Raw genomic sequence first — 19,052 nt, forward strand, 5'->3', positions numbered from 1 at the left:
TCTGTTGCTTTAGCCTGTATATTTTTATGGCTACCTTTATAGGGTTAATTATGAACAGTAAATGTCAACAGACCCTATTCAATTTCAATGCTGATGGCTTTCGGCATGTGAATGCGGATGTGAGGATTGTCCCCGATGTTCCGGCGGACAATCTTCCGCTTCGATCTGCAAGGTCATCTCGGTAATATGATGCTCATGGTGGAGCATCTCGAAAGCTTGATGACGCAGTTTCCGATAATCCACATTCGGCGCAACCAGATGCACTGTCAGCATGACTTTTTTGGAAGTAATCGCCCAGACCTTGAGCTGATGAATATCCTGGACCCCGTCAAGCGCCAAGAGATCGTGACGTAATTTTTCAATATCAATTTCCTCCGGCACACCTTCAAGCAGAATATTGATGCTCTGTTTCAGCAAAACCCAGGTTCTTGGCAATACCCAAAATCCGATTAATACTGCAATGAGTGTATCTATCCACATCCAGCCGGTGAAATAAATCACTAGCGCTCCAATAATCACGCCTACAGATCCCAACGCATCACTCAGCACTTCCAGATAAGCGCCTTTGACATTGAGGCTTTCCTGACTGCTGGATACCAGAATTTTCATGGAAATCAGATTAATGATTAGCCCCAAGGTGGCCACGCTCATCATGCCCAAGCTCTGGATTTCCGGCGGATGACTCAAACGCTGATAAGCTTCAAACAAAATATAAATCGCAACCACAAATAGCATCACGGCATTAAACAGGGCAGCCAGAATTTCAAAACGCTGATAACCAAATGTCCGTTTATTGTCTGCCGGTTTTTGTCCAATTTTGATAGCGACTAAAGCAATAGCCAATGCAGCAGCATCGGTAAACATATGCGCAGCATCAGAAAGTAAGGCCAAACTTTGAGTTAGAAAACCAGCAATCACTTCCACAATTAAAAAAGTCGTGGTTAATGCCAACGCTATTGATAATTTTTTGGCATTTTTTGCAGTCACGGCGACATGACTATGTTCATGATGATGTGAATTCCCCACCGGCCACTCCTTCCTTCTTATTCAATGAGGACTATATCCTCAGCATCTTTTCAAGTTTTCTTCTGATTCATATTACGCTTGAATTTTATATATTTAAGTAGGTTTTTTATGAACTGTTTTATCAGTCGGCATTAAATTAAAGTTTTAGCTTTTTCATGCTCTGCCAGCCACGCCTGTACCGAAGCACGCTTAAAATTACGCTCGACATATTCTATTATTTTCACAGGAAGTTTCACCTGATGACTCAGCAGACGATGCAAAATAAAGGCCAAATCAAAGTCTGCAATGGACCAGTGTTCAGTCAACCATATGTCCTCCAGCATATGTTCTGCCACATTCACCAAGCGCTGAATTTCTTCAGTGATCGGAGCTGTAAGAGGTGTAGATATTTTTGCTGGATGAAATACCGAATCAGAAGGCATTTGCTGGCGGATTTGCATAAAATCGGTTTTGACCAAGGCTTGTAGGGCGCGACATTTGGCTCTGGCCTGAATTTCCTTTGGATATAATGCCGGATAATTAGGTGCTGGAAAGACATCCTCCAAGTATTCAGTGATTGCCCATGATTCAAACAGACTAAAATGATCTAGCGTTAAACACGGAACTTTAGCACTTGGGCAAATGGCTTGATAAGCCTCAGATTTCTGTTGCTGCTGATCTAAATCGACCACTATTTCCTGAAAATCTAAACCCTTTTCTTTTAAGGCAACATAGACCGACATGGCATAAGGGCTGATTCTGTTTTTATCGACATATAAACTTATATTTTGCATATCCTTGATCCTGATAGGCTTGTTGTTTTTATTCAGTACGGCAGCCTTACTCTACTCTCTTTCCTATATAAAAGGAAAATGACCCGCTTCATGTAGCAATCACACAAAAATGTTTATACAGTTGCCGATAGCGAAGCGATATTCATTATTTTCTATTTTGCACAGGATCGGTAGATAAAGCCTTTTATTTTGCTTTTGATTCACGTTAAATTAAATCATTCTCTTGATATCAAAAAACTATGCTGAACTTAGCCCACCTCCCCGATACCGTTTATGCCATTCAACATCTCGCTTTTGAAGACTTAGGCGCTTGGGAAGATATTTTTTATCAGCTCGGCTTACGTGTGCGTTATTTCGAAGCCGGTATCGATGATCTCACTAAGGCTTTTGAACATCCCGGATTAACAGTCATTCTCGGTGGCCCGATTGCAGTCTATGAAACTGAGGATTATCCTTTTTTACAACAGGAAATAGACTTACTTAAAGTTCGCCTGCAAAAGAATTTACCGACATTAGGCATCTGTTTAGGTGCGCAATTAATTGCTGCTGCATTGGATGCTGAAGTCTATCCAGGAGATGTAAAGGAAATTGACTGGTCTAAACTCAGTCTTGCTTCTATTGAAAATAATCCACTAAAAGCTCTGGATGATATTGACGTCCTGCATTGGCATGGTGATACCTTTGACCTACCTGAACAGGCTGAATTGCTGGCCAGCTCTGATCTTTATCCAAATCAGGCCTTTCGGGTAGGACAGAACATTCTAGCACTACAATTCCATGCTGAAGTGGCCAGTGAAAGTTTAGAGAAATGGCTGATTGGACATACCTGTGAGTTACGCAAAGCCCAGATCAATATCCCTGCCTTGCGGGCGGATCATCAAAGCTATGCACCCGCGCTTGAACAGGCAGCCAGTTCGGTATTGATGCATTATTTAGAAAACCTGCAACTTAAATAACCGTAATAAAAAAGCACCCAACTGGGTGCTTTTTTATTTGTCATTTTTACTTTTTCGGAGCAGGTACAGAAGCCTCGGTAGTAATGTTTACTGTAATTTTATCGCCCACATTTGGAACATAACCGCCTACCCCAAAGGCTGAACGGTTAAATGAAGTGGTTGCATTGAAACCAATCGTTTGTAATTTAGTCATTGGATGTACGCCTTGTTTATTTAAAACTGCATCCAGTACCACAGGTTTAGTGACATCTTTCACGGTTAAGTTGCCGGTGATTTTATATTTGTTTTTGCCTAAAGCCTGAACTTTAGTACTTTTAAAAGTAATATTCGGATATTTGGCAACATCAAAAAATTCTGCTGTCTTAATATGGTCATCCAGTGCTTTCACATTCGTATTAATGCTTGCAACCGGGATGTTCACATTGACCGAAGAATTCGCAGGTTTTTCATTATCAACATTAATGGTGCCTTGGATGTCACTGAAGTTTGCAGATGGCGTAGAGAAACCAAAGTGGCTCCAAGAGAAAACAGTTGCTGAATGAGTCGGGTCAATCGTATAGGCCACTGGTTTTGCCATAGAAACTGTTGCTACAGATGCGACCGCCAAGCCTAATGCTAATGTTTTGAAATTCATGTTTTTATCTCACGTTTTGGATGTAATTAAGTGTATAGAATCTGGAACCGTTTACAGCCCTAAAGATAAAACGTTTTGTTGCAGCGATGAAACGATAAAATTGTAAGTTATTTTTTTAATTTTTGAGCTTTAATCCATACGGTACTGAATGAATCCTGTTTTCTTGGCGACTTTGTTATACAACGCTTGTGCCTGATGGTTTGATTCCTGAGTCAGCCAGTAAACCCGGTCGCAATTACGCTGCTGCGCGACCTGATAGACATGTTGAATCAGCTTGCGCGCCACGCCTTGTCCGCGATAGTCCGGATGGGTAAATAGATCCTGTAAATAGGTATAAGGTCTTACTGTCCAGCTACTGTTATGTTCGATGACATGCACAATCCCAACGACCTTTCCATCTATCAGCGCCGCAAAACCGTACATTGAATCTAGCTCATAATTGGTTAATTTATCCCAGGTATTTTTACTTACCTCATCCGAAATTTGGGTATGATAAAAGCGTTGATAGTCTTGCCATAAAAATAGCCATTCTGGCTGTGATATTTGCTCTAAAGATTTGATCTGGGATGATATTTCCATATTGAGTAACTTCTTTGGTTTATGTATTTAATTATCTTTAAGTCAATTACTTACGATATAAGTCATTAAGTTTTTATGATGACATAAACTTAGATTTATCTTATCTAATGTTCATAAGCAACTGCCAGATGAAAATCATCCGATATAAAAAAAGCCCCGCTCAGGGACTTTTAGTATTTTCTATTAAAGTTTTTCAACCAGAATACGATCAACCTGTTTTAGGCTAGTCGTCTTTTCATGATTTTTACGACGCACTTTAATGACCTTTTCTTCGGCTAATTCTTGCAGCATTAAATCAACTGCAACCATCGCTTCAAGAGCTAACTCCTGTCCGATCCACTTGAGTTCGCCTGCATCCATTAAAGTAATTTCATCGTTAATTTGTTCATACAAGCTCATGTTCTTCTCACTCTTTCATTTCGACTATGGGAGAACCTTCTAACAGTTGCCACATGAAAACAACGCTAAAAAGCGAAAAAATAAAAGACGCCCCAAAACTGGAGCGCCTTTTAATAAACCGCCTAATCAGTTGATTATGCAGTAATCTCTTTTACAGCTGCTACCACTGCTTCAGTGGTAATCCCGAAGAACTGGAACAGATCTTTTGCAGGTGCAGATTCACCATAAGTGGTCATACCGATGACGCGACCATCAAGACCCACAAATTTCCACCAGTAATCTACATGCGCAGCTTCAACAGCAACACGTGCGCGGATGTTTGATGGAAGAACCGCTTCACGATAAGCTGCATCTTGCTTCATGAATTCTTCAGCACATGGCATAGATACTACACGCACGCCTTCAAGCTGTGCATAAGCTTCCATAGCCAGAGATACTTCAGAACCAGTTGCAATAATGATGGCTTTCAATTCACCTTTTTCTTCAGCCAATACATAGCCACCTTTCGCAGCATTCTCAATTTGAGCTTGAGTACGGGTTTGGAATGGCAAGTTCTGACGAGAGAAGATCAATGCGGTCGGACCTTCAGCACGCGTTAATGCAGATTTCCAAGAAATTGCTGCTTCAACGGTGTCACATGGACGCCATGTGTTTAGATTTGGCGTACCACGAAGGGATGCGATCTGCTCAACAGGTTGATGCGTTGGACCATCTTCACCTAGACCAATTGAGTCATGCGTATACACATGGATCACGCGCTGTTTCATCAATGCAGACATACGTACGGCATTACGTGCATATTCCATAAACATGAGGAATGTTGCTACGTAAGGAATGAAACCACCATGCAGTGCAACACCATTCGCGATTGCAGTCATACCGAATTCACGTACGCCATAGTGTACGTAGTTACCTGCCGGATTGTCCTGTACGCCTTGCGCGCCTTTCCAAAGGGTCAGGTTAGAACCTGCAAGATCCGCAGAACCACCTAGAACTTCTGGCAATAATGGAACAAGTGCTTGCAATGCATTTTGGCTTGCTTTACGCGTCGCAATCGTTTCAGCTTTGGCATTCACTTCTGCAATATACGCATCCGCTTTTGCAACGAAGTCAGCCGGTAATTCACCAGATAAACGACGTTTAAGCTCAGCGGCTTCAGTTGGATATTTTGCAGCATAAGCAGCAAATGTTTCGTTCCAAGCTGCTTCTGATTCAGCACCTTTAGCTTTCGCATCCCAAGCTGCGTAAACATCTTCAGGAATTACAAATGCTTCATCAGTCCAGCCTAGTGCTTCACGAGTCAAGACGATTTCGTCATGACCGAGTGGTGCACCATGACTGTCTTCTTTACCTTGCTTGTTTGGTGAACCCAGACCAATCACAGTTTTACAAATAATGATGGTTGGTTTAGCAGTTTCAGCTTTAGCTTCTAAAGTTGCCTGACGGATTGCATCTGCATCGTGGCCATCAACTTTAATCACTTGCCAGCCGTACGCCAGGAAGCGTTGTTCTGTATTGTCAGAGAACCAGCCTTCCACTTCGCCATCAATCGAGATGCCATTGTCGTCATAGTAAGCAATCAATTTGCCCAGACCCAATGTTCCTGCCAAAGAACATGCTTCGTGAGAAACACCTTCCATCAAACAGCCATCGCCAAGGAAGCAGTAAGTGAAGTGATCTACAACTTGGATATCGTCTTTGTTAAATTGTGCAGCTAGGGTTTTTTCAGCCAGTGCAAAACCAACAGCATTCGCGATGCCTTGACCTAAAGGACCAGTCGTCGTTTCAATTCCTGGCGCATAGCCCAATTCCGGGTGACCAGGTGTTTTAGAATGAAGTTGACGGAATGCTTTTAGATCTTCAATCGAAAGATCGTAGCCCGTTAAATGAAGAAGCGCATATTGAAGCATAGAGCCATGGCCATTTGACAATACAAAACGGTCACGGTTTGCCCAATTCGGGTTGGTCGGGTTGTGGTTCATGAATTCACGCCAAACCACATCAGCGATATCTGCCATCCCCATTGGAGCACCTGGATGTCCTGAGTTTGCTTTTTGCACAGCATCCATTGCCAATACACGAATTGCGTTTGCAATACGACGTTCATTAAGCGGGGTTGTCATAAATCAGAGTCCAAAATATTCAGAAATAGGAAATGATGAAAAGACTTTCAAAACTGCTGTCTATTGTCTTAAAAAAACAGCGAGGGGTAAAGACTAACCAACAATATTTATCAGTTTATTGAGTGTCTCTTGCCTTATCGTACAATTATTCCACATTTCTTCTTCGGCTTTGATTCGCTCTACTGGTTTACAGATTGAATTATCCTGCATTTCAAAAGCGACTTTAATTTCTGTATCTGGATTTCAAGCTGATAAACAGGATTGAATTTATGCTGATTTTATTTCTATTTTATATGTCTCACATCATTATTTTTAAAGAAAATCTATACAATTCACTGATCTATTCATAATGTAATTTATACTAAATTTTATAAAATATTGGCAGGATTGTTTGATATACAGGTGAAAATCTAATTTGCTTAGGCTAATTTTATACTTCGGCAGACTTATTGAACCTGACAGTCTTTAGGCAAATAACGCTGCTGAATATCAGTGGAATAACATTTACCACTATGAACATCAAAAGCGACTGATTTCCCGCGAATCGCAGTATCTACACCCTGCTCTCCTATCTTGAACTCTATCCGGCACGCGGCATTAATAATCACTTTTTCGATATATTGGCTAGGACCACCAATCTCGCGACCAGCATCACAGTGTTGATCCGAAGCAATGAACTGGGTTCGATATGCTCCAGCCTGCTCAAACACTTCTGCTAATTGATTCCGCACGACATAAGCTTGATGACTCATAAAAGCCATCGTCACTAAAATCGCGATGATGATGAGCACGATCAGCACTTCAATCAGGGTAAATGCCTTTTGATACATGATTTCTGATCTCCGTACAGTCTTGCTCCAACAAGAAGTCCATAGCAAAAGATATCGCCATTCCTAAACAGCTAATGTGGAAGACTTAGCGCTAATATGAAGACACGCTTAAACATCGACAAGACAGTTGGTCGCAAGGCGCACAGTCTGAATCTGCTTTATTGGTGTAATGATCACTTGCTTAAGTAAATTTTAAATTTTGAGCTTTGTATTTTTTCTATCATCTATTTTTTAAGATTTAATCGGAAATCTAAGCATTTAATTTTATGACAGTCTGATGGATTAAAATATTGTTGCTTCATATTCCTCAATCAATAATGCTGTCTAAATAGATATATCAATTTTTTTAATTCTATTAATCAATTAAAAACACAATAATTTGAAACAATTTCGACCAATTTTATCGTGTTAAGCTAGTCCTAGAGCGCAACTCGATGTAACATATCGGGTCTTTAAAATTAACTGTGATAGGACTATGCGCGAGTACGCTGTATTTACTTCGGAATCTGTAAGCGAAGGCCATCCAGATAAAATGGCTGACCAAATCAGTGACGCTATTTTGGATGCAATCTTAAAAGAAGACCCATATGCACGGGTTGCTTGTGAAACGCTTGTAAAAACAGGTGCGGTTGTACTTGCCGGTGAAATCACAACGACAGCAAATGTTGATTTTGAGGCAATTGTACGTCATACCGTAAACGGAATTGGTTATCACCATTCTGATCTTGGTTTTGATGGTTCAACCTGTGCCGTGATCAACATGATTGGTAAACAGTCACCTGAAATTGCTCAGGGTGTAGACCGCCAGAAACCTGAAGATCAGGGTGCCGGCGACCAAGGTTTAATGTTCGGTTATGCAAGCCGCGAAACTGATGTATTAATGCCTGCACCGATTTCATATGCGCATCGCTTAATGGAAAAGCAGGCTGAATTACGCCGTAATGGCACCTTGCCATGGTTACGCCCAGATGCAAAAAGTCAGGTAACTTTTGCTTATGAAAATGGCGTACCAGTTCGTTTAGATGCTGTCGTTCTTTCGACTCAACATGATCCTGAAATCACTCAAGCGAACCTGAAAGAAGCTGTGATTGAAGAAATCGTGAAAAAAATCATTCCTGCTGACATGTTCCATGCAGACACCAAATTCCACATCAACCCAACGGGTATGTTTGTGATCGGTGGTCCTGTAGGTGACTGTGGTTTAACTGGCCGTAAAATTATCGTAGATACCTACGGCGGTATGGCACGTCACGGCGGTGGTGCTTTCTCTGGTAAAGATCCCTCTAAAGTTGACCGTTCTGCTGCGTACGCAGGTCGTTATGTGGCGAAAAATATCGTTGCTGCTGGCTTGGCTGACAAGTGTGAAATTCAGGTGTCTTATGCAATTGGTGTTGCTGAGCCAACTTCAATTTCAATCAATACCTTCAATACTGCAAAAGTCTCTGAAGAATTGATTATTGCACTGGTTCGTGAACATTTCGACTTACGTCCATATGGCATTACCCGTATGCTTGACCTGATCCAGCCGATGTATAAGCAAACTGCTGCTTATGGTCACTTCGGTCGTGAAGGTTCTGATACTGCATTTACTTGGGAAAAAACTGACAAAGTGGAAGCGCTTAAAGCCTCTGCTGGTCTATAAGTTTTTCTTTAAAAAAGCCTGCATCATGCGGGCTTTTTTGATGTCTTTTATTTTTTCATTCTTAAAATTTTTTCTGGCTCATGATAACAAATATCTAAATACCAAGCTTCATACTATAACCTGCCTATCGAATGATACTTTTGAAGCTCCCCTCTCTGTGAATATCACTATTCCATGAAACTTAAAACAACTTCCGACTGAGCCATTACAGTATAAGTATCGAAAAAAGTTACAGTTAATCAACAAATGTTGATCTATTTGCTAGCATAAATCTAAATAAATGGCTGCTAAATTAGATTGCAGCTCTACAACAACAAAAGGATATTACTCGATGAATAAATTACTGATTGCTTTAGGTTTGGCGACCACTGTTGCCTTAGTCGGCTGTAGTAAAGAAGAAGCGCCTGAAACCGGCGCAACCACAGGTGAGCATTTAGAAAATGCAGCCAATCAAGCCGGCCATGATATGGAAGATGCCAGCCGTGAGGCTGCGGTAGAAACCGAACGAGCAATGGATAATGCCGCAGAAAATACTGCTCAGGCAGCGGACGAAGCAGCTGCTGCAACGTCTAGAGCAGCAGATGCCACTGCGGAAGCAGCACGTAAAGCAACTGCAGCAACTGCTGCGGCAGTTGAAGAAGGTGCGGGAGACGTTCGGGAAAAAGCTGAAAACTGATTTTAGCATTCAGTTTGATGTTTAAAAGCCTGCGATTGCAGGCTTTTTTATTAGAGATGATTTTAAATAGCGAATGATCTAAATTGAAATTGCATTAATTCTTGATGGGATCATTTTTTATCTAAATGAGTCGACAAAATCAGATAAACTGATAAAACTTATCAAGTATTAGAATGACTTAATTGTGATTCACTCGGCAAAACGGGCTGCATTTAAACTGAAATTCAGTAGAATACCAGCCTTTATTTTTAATAATTTAATCTCCCATGTCAGTCATTGTTGCTGCTTCCCAACGGTCGAATATTTCGGTCTGGGCAGCTTTTATCTTGCTTATCATAGGTACAATCGGTGCCTATCAAATCGTAGGCTTAAATCAGGCTCTATTATTCTTGATTGGTGGTGCACTGGGCATGACCCTGTACCATGCTTCATTTGGTTTTACTTCGAGCTGGCGTGTCTTTATCAAGGAACGTCGCGGCCGTGGTTTACGTGCACAAATGATTATGCTCGCTCTGGCGGTCCTGCTGTTTTTCCCGGCTTTAGGTGCAGGTGAATTATTCGACAACCCAGTTAAAGGTAACGTTAATCCTGTTTCCATGTCAGTCATGATTGGTGCCTTTATTTTCGGTATCGGCATGCAACTTGGTGGCGGCTGTGCATCAGGTACGTTGTATACTGTAGGTGGCGGTAGCGCACGTATGCTGGTGACGCTCTTGTTCTTCTGTATCGGGTCTGTGATTGCGACCTCGCACCTTGACTGGTGGTTTGCCCTTCCGCATCTTAAACCCATTTCTCTAGTAGAAAGTTTAGGCGTCCTCCCTGGATTGCTGTTGAGCTTTATCGTTTTTGCCATCATTGCTGCGGCGACTGTTTATTTCGAAAAGAAACGTCATGGCAGCCTGGAAATTGAGCCACGCAGTGAATATCAGGGCTGGAAGCGCTTTATTCGTGGTCCATGGCCTTTGATTTGGGGCGGTATTATCCTGACCTTACTCAACTTTGCTACTTTGGCACTGGCAGGTCGTCCTTGGGGCGTGACCTCTGCACTCGCTGTTTGGGGTGCCAAAGGTGCTACGCTTGTGGGTGTTGATGTAGCTTCTTGGGATTATTGGCAAAAAGCAGGCAATGCTAAAGCACTGGCAGAATCATTATGGTTTGATATTACCTCAATGATGAACTTCGGTATCATGCTGGGTGCTTTGTTGGCAGCAAGTTTGGCAGGTAAATTTGCGCCGAATTTCAATATTCCAAAACGTTCACTGATTGCTGCTGTTGTAGGTGGCATAATGCTGGGCTACGGCGCACGCTTAGCTTATGGGTGTAATATCGGCGCATATTTCAGTGGGATTGCCTCTGGTAGTCTGCATGGCTGGTTGTGGCTGGTGTTTGCCTTTATCGGCAATGGCATTGGGGTAAAACTTCGTCCAATCTTCTTCCCGGATGAGAAACTGCAGCCTGAAAAACTAACCGGTTGCTAATGATTAAAATCAAAAAAAGCCCATCAATTTGATGGGCTTTTTTTGATTCAGATTTTACAGTGCGGCTTTTAAATTACAGCCATAACCCATGGTCTGCTGGACCTGACGATAAGTCGTATAACGATCCAGAATAAAGGTATAAAAATGATCAGCGTCAGAGAAATTGGTTTTTAAATTTTCATTCTTGGCATTAGGCAGTTTAATGTCATCGACCAGTTCCAGATTGTAATGTCCCAAACGGTACATATCGGAAAAATAACTATTCATCATATTGCAATAGGCGATTTTACTGGGTTTTAATGCAGTACTGCTGACAAGATGCTGGTTCAAGCTTTGCAGATTATTGACATCTAAAGGAAACTGGTGCGCGAAAGCAATGCTTTCGACTTTCTTAAATTTCTGAAAGTCTTGGGCTAACTGGACATTGAGTGCATCAAAACGTTGCTGCAGTTCCTCTGCAGTCTGAACCTGATATTTGACTGGATCTACGACCGGTTTTTGTGGTTGTTCCGAACATGCAGTTAATCCAGTGAGCAGCGCTAATGACGTTAGCCATACCTTCATGTTTATACACTCAATTTAAATATACCGACACTTATTATGCCTGAAAGCAGTTTGATGTACTGTTTAAAGTATTTTCTCATTCATATAACGCCAGTAGCGCTTTGGCACATATTGAATATGCAATTTCATGTTCTTGCGCGCCTGAATATTCACACTGTTGAAATAATCTTTCCAGAGCTGATCATATAGCAGCTCTTGATCATCCAGTTCAATACTGAATGACTGACTATGACCAATCCGGATTTGTGGATCGATTATTTCCACGTTCATCTCGACCTGATGCATCTGCCTTAAATCATAATAAATACCGTAATTACGCTGCTCGTCATAAATCAGCCAGCTTTGATCCTGATAACGCTCCTGAAAATGTCGGGAAATAATCGGCAAGACATTAAAATCCGGTCTGACCAGACTCAGAAACAAACCATCTTTGGCTTTTTTAAAGCGTACAAAAGCCTCCATACGATGCTTTTCCCGCCCCACTTGCTTGGCCCATTGCGACATGCCGATCACCGCAGTATGACCATAATCTTTATCGACTGGACGCTGGTTTTGAAAGACATAGACTGCAAAATCAAAAAGAGTCTGGAACGCTGCTTCCTGCTCTGACAAAAACGTATAGTAAAAAGCACGCAAACTGCTGGAAGATACTTTTTGCTTTAATCCCTGCCACACCCGCTGCCCATGCTGATCATTAGAGGCCACATGGATAAATTCATCAAATAAACCTGTTTGTGCTTGAGGATTGGCCGTCACTATCACGTTAAATTCTTTAAACTCGAAAGCACGAAATACACAACTGAGCAGACCAGTCATGCTGCCATCAAAACAGTAACTTGCCACTAGAAACCCAATCCTAATTGAGGTGAAAGTTGCTGCTGATATTTGGATTGTCCTGACATCAAAATTTGCTGGCGAATCTGATGGGACTGCTGATCTTTCTTAAATTTCGGTGTATCTGCACAGCGGATAAAATGCTGCGCCCGGTTATAAGCCACGCCCATGCGTTTTAGCTGGTCAATATGAATCTGTCCAAAACGGCGGGCCTGTACAATTTTCTGGGCAGAACGTACACCTATACCGGGTACCCGTAGAATCATTTTATAGTCGGCACGGTTAATATCGACTGGAAAGGCTTCAGGATGACGCAAGGCCCAACTGAGTTTGGGATCAATATCCAGCTCCAGATTCGGATGCTGCTCATCGACAATTTCATCAGCAGCAAAGCCATAAAAACGCATCAGCCAGTCAGATTGATACAGACGATTTTCTCTTAATAATGGCGGTGCTGAACCGATGGCGGGTAAGGCTTTATCTTCAGGATTAATCGGGATATAACCAGAGAAATACACCCTTTTCAGCTTGAATTCCTTGTAATGCCGATCAGCCATCAAAATAATATCCTGATCGGTTTCACTATGCGCGCCCACCACCATCTGTGTGGTTTGTCCGGCAGGTACAAACTTGGGGACTGACTTGATCAGCTTGCGTTCATCTTTGAGCTGGATCAACCGGTCGCGTACAATGCCCAAGTCTTTTTGTACTTCGGCATGGGTTTTCTCAGGCGCAAATTTTTGCAGTCCCGCTTCCGTCGGCATTTCAAGATTAATACTCATACGGTCGACATACAGTCCGGCTTCGGTAATGATCTCCTGTGATGCACCCGGAATAGTTTTCAGATGGATATAGCCATTAAAGTTTTCTTCGAGTCTAAGTTTTTTGACCACCTGTAGCATCCGTTCCATGGTGTGATCGGCCGATTTAAAAATTCCCGAACTGAGAAACAGCCCCTCAATATAATTACGCCGATAAAAATTCATGGTCAGATCGACGACTTCCTGCACGGTAAATGCTGCACGCTGGACGTCATTGGAACGGCGCGAAACACAATAGGAACAGTCAAAAATACAGACATTAGAGAACAGAATTTTCAATAAGGACACACAGCGGCCATCTTCGGTATAACTATGACAGATACCATTCCCGGTATTGCCCACACCCTTGTCTTTATTTTTACGGTTGCTACCACTAGATGAACAAGACACATCATACTTGGCAGCATCGGCTAAAATTTGCAGTTTTTCACGGATACGATCAGACATGAGCTCAGAGAATATGTGACCAAAAAGCTATTATAAAGTGTTCAATTCTAGGCTAATAAAAGTTCTATCTTCTTGGCGACGTAGCGTGTCGCAAGAAATGTAAATAACACGTAACCCATGCTGCAGTATTTCAAAATAAAATAACCAATATGATTTGCTTAATTTTGTGCTCAAAGGCAAAGTAAAAGCATAACAAGGAGCAAATCTATGTCTTTATTAGAAAATCTCGGAATTAAACATCCTATTTTCTTGGCACCGATGGCAGGTGTCTCTACGCCCGAGCTTGCTGCCGAAGTGTCCAATCAGGGCGGCTTGGGTTCACTGGGTCTGGGGGCCAGCAGTATTGATGCAGCTCGGCAACAGATTTTAAAGACTCAAGAACTGACAGATTGCCCTTTTCAGGTTAATTTTTTCTGTCATGACACTGTTCCTGTAGATGAGGCTGTAGCGCAGGCATGGATTGCACAGTTTAAAGATAAATTTGCCGAATATGGCGCTCAGGCACCAGATCATTTGGAGTGTATTTATCCGAGTTTTAAAGACAATGATGACTTTCTGAATCTGGTATTAGAAATCAAACCGCGAGCAGTCAGCTTTCATTTTGGGATTCCACATCCGCATCAGATTCAAGCCCTAAAACAGGCCGGGATTCTGACCATGGTATCTGCCACCAATTATGCCGAAGCTAAAGCCATTGAAGCAGCCGGAATTGATATCATTATTGCGCAGGGTATTGAGGCTGGTGGCCATCGCGGGATTTTCTCGACCAAGTTTGATGCTTCAGTCAAAACCTCCAATCTGGTGAAGCTGATCAAACAGCATTCTTCCTTGCCGATTGTAGCGGCAGGCGGGATTATGACGGGTGAGCAAGCGCGTCAAATGATGGATTTCGGTGCAGATGCCGTGCAACTTGGGACTGCATTTGTGCAGTGTAAATCTTCTAATGCCAATGATGCCTATCGTAAAGCCTTATTTTCCAAGCCACTCACTCAGGTGAGTGCCAGTATTTCCGGTCGTCCTGCACGTGGCATTATTAACCACTGGCATATTGAGGTGGATACACCCGATCGGCTGGATGTTCCCGCTTATCCATATACTTATGATCTGGCCAAGCAATTACATGCTGCTGCTGCCAAACATGGGGATCAAGGTTATGGTGCATTCTGGGCAGGTTCGAACGTGGCACAGATTCGTGAAATGGAAGCTTCCGATCTGATTAACCAGCTCATACTGGAAATGAAGCATCTTTAATACTTGAATCATAAAAAAACCTCTCCACATGGAGAGGTTTTTAATTTATCTAGAATTAGCGTGTGACACGATGCCAGGCATCTTTAACTGCAAATTTCGCTTCTTCCCAGTTGAGGCGGGACTCACCTTTTAACTGTTCCCACTTGGTACGCAGTTCAGGTTCGGCACGGTCAAAATCCGTATCATGCTCATACATCGGACGATTTTCATAACCGACCCGGTAAGCACCGCGATAATCACGATCATAATCTAGATCGCCATATGTGCTACGCGTTTCATTGAAATACGGGCGATTATGATACTCATCTCTCCAGTAATTATCTTCTGCTCTCAAATGATCTGGATGTCGATAGTTATCTGCCTCAGGAAAGTTCTCTGGGTGCTGGTAATTATCTGCCTGTTTCTCATGATCAGGTGTCGCAATGTCATTACCTGCAATACCGCCAACAACACCACCGATAATACCACCCACCACTGCACCTGGAGGGCCACCTACCAGACCTGCAACTGCGCCTACAGCCGCTCCGCCCAAAGTACCGGCACTGGTCGCAGCCAGATTATCTTCACCTTCATTCATGTCTGGAACACGAGGATTATCTTTCACGGGTGTATTCAAATCTGGACGTGCATTAGTATCAGTCGGATTGATATTCAGGCCTTCACTGCGTTCTTGTGGCAATTCCGTTGACGTTTTATGGCTAAACTCTGTGACTGGACGATTGGTATTTGTCATTACAGATCTCCCTCAATGATGACGATAAACAAGATGGATCACATCTGGTTTATATCTGGATAGGTTCATCATAGAGGAAGCTTGAGTAAGCAATGTCCAAGTCCTGTCCAGTTTAAGTGAACAAACTGTGCTGCTATGTATTAGACAGGCTGAAGTGTAAACAAAATGCAAAAATCAGCCTGCTCAAGATAAAAAAGGTAGGGATTTCATGCAAAAAATATTACATGATTCAATGAATTTTCCCCGTCATTACTTGGTTTCCAGTAAATTCACCTGCTCGACCTGTACATCAGTCATGGTTAAACCATGTTCTAGCAGTGCATTAAAATAATCTTCTACCACACGATACTGGTCAGCGGTATTTTCTACCTGATACATGCTTTGACGAAACTCGTTACTGGAACGCAAACCTTTGGTGTACCAGGCAATATGTTTACGGGAAATCCGGCAGCCGGAATATTCGCCGTAAAATTCGTATAATTCTGTCAAGTGTCCCAGTAGCACATCTTTCACTTCTGTAATACTTGGTGCATCAAGATGTTGACCGGTTTTTAAATAATGGGCAATTTCACGAAAAATCCAGGGGCGACCTTGTGCTGCACGACCAATCATAATTGCGTCTGCACCGGTATAATCCAGCACGTATTTGGCTTTTTCAGGACTGTCGATATCACCGTTAGCAATCACGGGAATATTCAACATTTCCTTTACGTCTTTGATTAAAGAATAACGTGCGGTATTCAGGTACATGTCTTCACGGGTACGGCCATGTAAAGCCAGTGCCGCAATCCCGGCTTGTTCAGCACGTTTGGCGACCCGTATAATATTTTCCTGGCCGTTCAAATAACCAAGACGGGTTTTTAAGGTCACTGGCACATTAACTGCAGCAACGACAGCATCCAGAATGCGTGCTACTAGATCTTCGTCCTGCAATAAAGCAGAACCGGCGAGTCGGTTACAGACCTTTTTGGCTGGGCAACCCATATTAATATCAACAATTTGCGCACCATTGGCCACTTGATAACGTGCCGCTTCAGCCAGATCATGGGGATCTGAACCAGCAATCTGCGCTGAAATCGGGGCCAACTCTCCATCAAAATTGGCACGATATAAGCTTTTTTTACTCATGCGCAAAGTTTTGTCAGACGTCATCATTTCACTGACCGCATGGCCTGCACCAAAGTATTTGCACAAGGTTCTAAACGGACGGTCGGTCACACCTGCCATGGGAGCGACAATCAAATTGTTTGACAGTTGATATGGACCAATATACATATAAATTCATCACTTTTTTGATGGGCATAGTATACTGCATCTGCCTTATTCGCTCATCTTTTCAATTAATTTACGACACCATGAATAAAACTTTCGCTTCTTGTTTTTCTTTTAAGTCATTGTCTGTACTTGTACTTTCTCTGGGTCTTGCCGGTTGTGGCAATGGTTCATGGTGGTCAAAAGATGATGAACCGACACTTGAAGTTGAACATATTCGCAAAGCTATTCCAAACCGTGTCAACCAACGTGAGTCTTGGGCACAAGATATTTATGACATTACCGAACAGCTCGGCATTCCTCAGACCAAGGAAAATGTTTGTACGATTGTGGCAGTGGTTGATCAGGAATCTAACTTTGTTGCAGATCCTACTGTTCCGGGTTTGGGTGAAAAGGCGGTTAAGGAAGTCCAAGGTCGCCTTGATGAAAAATTCAAAGATAAGCTTGGTCAAGCAATTGGTGGCACAGTTGCAGGATATTTCCAGGAAGTTCTCAAGAACCATCCGAGTCCTGAAGACAACTACTTAAGCCAGATGCGCCGGGTCAAAACCGAACGTGAACTCGACGAATTATATCGTGAAATATTTGATTATATGTCAAAGCATTATCATGTTAGCGCCCTGACTGGTGCTGCCAAACTGGTCGGCCAGAATATTGGCGAGAAAATGAATCCAATTACCACCTTGGGTTCAATGCAGGTACATATCAGCTATGCGAAAGAACATAAACGCCAAGGCGGCAATATCGCAGAGTTACGTACCGATCTCTACAGTCAATATGGCGGTCTGTATTATGGGATTCATCGCCTGATGATGTATCCGGCGGATTATGACAAGCCAATTTATCGTTTTGCGGACTATAACTCGGGCATGTATTCCAGTCGAAATGCCGCTTTTCAGAGCATGTTAAATGATTTAACTGAAGCCGAACTTGATCTGGATGGCGACTTATTGCTCTATACTAAAGATGGCGCGATCCGTTCGCAGAAGAGTCAATCTGAGCGTGAGTTAATCAGTGTTTTTGCCAAAAATAATTTTATTATCACTGAACGTCAAATCCGAGCTGATTTAAAGAAAGAAAAAGATAAAGACTTTGAAGATACGATGACTTATCGTGGTGTCAGCAAGCTTTATCAGGAAAAAACGGGTAAAGATCCTATCTATGCCATTATGCCTGAAGTGGTCATTTCCGGACCAAAATTAAGTCGTGATTATAATACTAACTGGTTTGCTACCCGCGTCGATGGTCGATATCAAACATGCATGCGCAAAATCAAAAATCTAAAACTCTAGCCTTATTTGATTTTGATGGAACCCTGTATCTACATGATAGCTTTACCGGGTTCATTTTCCATGCCTTAAGAAAACGGCATATTGTGAAACGCGGCATGCAAATTTTGCCATGGATACAGGCCTATTATTTAAATTTCTATCCGGCACACCGCATGCGACCCAAATTGTATGCCAGCATGTTTAAAAACAGTGATGCAGAGGAAATTCTGCAATTAGCTCAGGATTATGCACAACAACTAATATTCAAGTTGAATCCGAAATTATTAGAACAACTTAAACAGCATCAACAATTAGGACATGAAGTCGTGCTGGTATCAGCCTCATTGGATTTGTATCTTAAACCGGTGTGCAGTTATTTAAATATCGATTTAATCTGTAGCGAAGTTGAAATCAAAGCTGGGAAATTGACAGGGTTTTATCAAACTCCTGACTGTAGTAACACACAAAAGAAAATTAGAATTCTAGAAAAATATAATCTGGATAATTATGCTGAAATTTATGCTTATGGGAATAGCAAGGAAGATATAGAAATGCTCAGTCTGGCGCAGCAAAGCTATTTTGAGGGTCAAGATCAACAGCTTCCAAAAATTAATATTTCAGCTCATTCGATGCCATATTAGTCCTTTCCATTCTATCGGGTTAACCTACTAAACACCTTTAGACAACGCTATAAATGGCAGATTAACTTTTTACTTTATGCCTTGAAATCATCTTAAATAGCT

At 42.2% G+C, this 19,052-nt stretch carries 19 protein-coding genes; 7 read left to right on the plus strand and 12 right to left on the minus strand.

Annotated elements, in window-relative coordinates; all coding sequences use genetic code 11:
• Positions 1 to 84: 84 nt before the first annotated feature.
• Together PV763_RS14160 and yfcF are read right to left on the minus strand one after the other, a co-directional pair.
• Complete coding sequence (locus PV763_RS14160; protein ID WP_420938082.1) at positions 85 to 1,026, minus strand: cation diffusion facilitator family transporter; 942 nt, start codon at positions 1,024 to 1,026, stop codon at positions 85 to 87.
• Between the two features lie 131 nt (positions 1,027 to 1,157).
• Positions 1,158 to 1,799, minus strand: a complete 642-nt coding sequence (gene yfcF, locus PV763_RS14165) for a glutathione transferase (RefSeq protein ID WP_253158934.1) — start codon at positions 1,797 to 1,799, stop codon at positions 1,158 to 1,160.
• Positions 1,800 to 2,038: 239 nt separating this feature from the next.
• On the opposite strand from yfcF, the gene PV763_RS14170 reads away from it, so the two are divergent.
• Positions 2,039 to 2,755, plus strand: coding sequence for a glutamine amidotransferase (locus tag PV763_RS14170; protein WP_219309591.1), 717 nt, complete (start codon positions 2,039 to 2,041; stop codon positions 2,753 to 2,755).
• A gap of 46 nt (positions 2,756 to 2,801) precedes the next feature.
• Here the strand turns inward: PV763_RS14170 and PV763_RS14175 are convergent, their stop codons facing one another.
• From PV763_RS14175 to PV763_RS14195, 5 genes are all read right to left on the minus strand, one after another.
• Positions 2,802 to 3,389: a YceI family protein gene (locus tag PV763_RS14175; RefSeq protein ID WP_034702946.1), complete on the minus strand. Its 588-nt coding sequence runs from the start codon at positions 3,387 to 3,389 to the stop codon at positions 2,802 to 2,804.
• Between the two features lie 129 nt (positions 3,390 to 3,518).
• The gene (locus tag PV763_RS14180) at positions 3,519 to 3,968 is read right to left on the minus strand and encodes a GNAT family N-acetyltransferase (RefSeq protein WP_420938083.1); all 450 of its coding nucleotides are present in this window, start codon (positions 3,966 to 3,968) and stop codon (positions 3,519 to 3,521) included.
• Positions 3,969 to 4,151: 183 nt separating this feature from the next.
• Positions 4,152 to 4,367, minus strand: coding sequence for a hypothetical protein (locus PV763_RS14185; protein ID WP_311203498.1), 216 nt, complete (start codon positions 4,365 to 4,367; stop codon positions 4,152 to 4,154).
• Between the two features lie 134 nt (positions 4,368 to 4,501).
• Complete coding sequence (gene tkt / locus PV763_RS14190) at positions 4,502 to 6,490, minus strand: transketolase (RefSeq protein WP_420938084.1); 1,989 nt, start codon at positions 6,488 to 6,490, stop codon at positions 4,502 to 4,504.
• A 446-nt stretch (positions 6,491 to 6,936) separates the two neighbouring features.
• On the minus strand, positions 6,937 to 7,320 hold the full coding sequence (locus tag PV763_RS14195; RefSeq protein WP_253144731.1) for a pilin: 384 nt from the start codon (positions 7,318 to 7,320) through the stop codon (positions 6,937 to 6,939).
• Positions 7,321 to 7,795: 475 nt separating this feature from the next.
• Here PV763_RS14195 and metK point away from each other — a divergent pair, with 475 nt between their 5' ends.
• The 3 genes from metK (at position 7,796) to PV763_RS14210 (ending at position 11,116) form a co-directional block, all read left to right on the plus strand.
• Complete coding sequence (gene metK / locus PV763_RS14200; RefSeq protein WP_004646663.1) at positions 7,796 to 8,962, plus strand: methionine adenosyltransferase; 1,167 nt, start codon at positions 7,796 to 7,798, stop codon at positions 8,960 to 8,962.
• Between the two features lie 331 nt (positions 8,963 to 9,293).
• Positions 9,294 to 9,638: a hypothetical protein gene (locus tag PV763_RS14205; protein ID WP_004646662.1), complete on the plus strand. Its 345-nt coding sequence runs from the start codon at positions 9,294 to 9,296 to the stop codon at positions 9,636 to 9,638.
• Positions 9,639 to 9,904: 266 nt separating this feature from the next.
• Positions 9,905 to 11,116, plus strand: coding sequence for a YeeE/YedE family protein (locus PV763_RS14210; protein WP_420938085.1), 1,212 nt, complete (start codon positions 9,905 to 9,907; stop codon positions 11,114 to 11,116).
• A 54-nt stretch (positions 11,117 to 11,170) separates the two neighbouring features.
• Here the strand turns inward: PV763_RS14210 and PV763_RS14215 are convergent, their stop codons facing one another.
• From PV763_RS14215 to PV763_RS14225, 3 genes are all read right to left on the minus strand, one after another.
• A complete protein-coding gene (locus PV763_RS14215; RefSeq protein ID WP_420938086.1) occupies positions 11,171 to 11,680 on the minus strand; it encodes a hypothetical protein in 510 nt (169 codons plus the stop codon).
• A gap of 63 nt (positions 11,681 to 11,743) precedes the next feature.
• Positions 11,744 to 12,523: a TIGR03915 family putative DNA repair protein gene (locus PV763_RS14220; protein ID WP_420938087.1), complete on the minus strand. Its 780-nt coding sequence runs from the start codon at positions 12,521 to 12,523 to the stop codon at positions 11,744 to 11,746.
• Positions 12,523 to 13,782, minus strand: a complete 1,260-nt coding sequence (locus tag PV763_RS14225; protein ID WP_005104366.1) for a putative DNA modification/repair radical SAM protein — start codon at positions 13,780 to 13,782, stop codon at positions 12,523 to 12,525. The genes PV763_RS14220 and PV763_RS14225 overlap by 1 nt, the downstream gene beginning before the upstream one ends.
• Positions 13,783 to 13,989: 207 nt before the next feature.
• Here PV763_RS14225 and PV763_RS14230 point away from each other — a divergent pair, with 207 nt between their 5' ends.
• A complete protein-coding gene (locus PV763_RS14230) occupies positions 13,990 to 15,033 on the plus strand; it encodes an NAD(P)H-dependent flavin oxidoreductase (RefSeq protein WP_253137752.1) in 1,044 nt (347 codons plus the stop codon).
• A 55-nt stretch (positions 15,034 to 15,088) separates the two neighbouring features.
• Here the strand turns inward: PV763_RS14230 and PV763_RS14235 are convergent, their stop codons facing one another.
• Positions 15,089 to 15,766, minus strand: a complete 678-nt coding sequence (locus PV763_RS14235) for a hypothetical protein (protein WP_004729893.1) — start codon at positions 15,764 to 15,766, stop codon at positions 15,089 to 15,091.
• Between the two features lie 249 nt (positions 15,767 to 16,015).
• Positions 16,016 to 17,041: a tRNA dihydrouridine synthase DusB gene (gene dusB, locus PV763_RS14240; RefSeq protein ID WP_420938088.1), complete on the minus strand. Its 1,026-nt coding sequence runs from the start codon at positions 17,039 to 17,041 to the stop codon at positions 16,016 to 16,018.
• 80 nt (positions 17,042 to 17,121) lie between these two features.
• On the opposite strand from dusB, the gene PV763_RS14245 reads away from it, so the two are divergent.
• Positions 17,122 to 18,330: a DUF1615 family protein gene (locus tag PV763_RS14245; RefSeq protein WP_004646653.1), complete on the plus strand. Its 1,209-nt coding sequence runs from the start codon at positions 17,122 to 17,124 to the stop codon at positions 18,328 to 18,330.
• Positions 18,297 to 18,950: an HAD-IB family hydrolase gene (locus PV763_RS14250; RefSeq protein WP_004729896.1), complete on the plus strand. Its 654-nt coding sequence runs from the start codon at positions 18,297 to 18,299 to the stop codon at positions 18,948 to 18,950. Before PV763_RS14245 ends, PV763_RS14250 begins: the two co-directional genes overlap by 34 nt.
• The last annotated feature ends 102 nt before the right edge of the window (positions 18,951 to 19,052 follow it).

It is taken from the genome of Acinetobacter sp. AS5 (assembly GCF_048957595.1).
In the GTDB taxonomy this organism is placed as follows: Bacteria; Pseudomonadota; Gammaproteobacteria; order Pseudomonadales; family Moraxellaceae; genus Acinetobacter.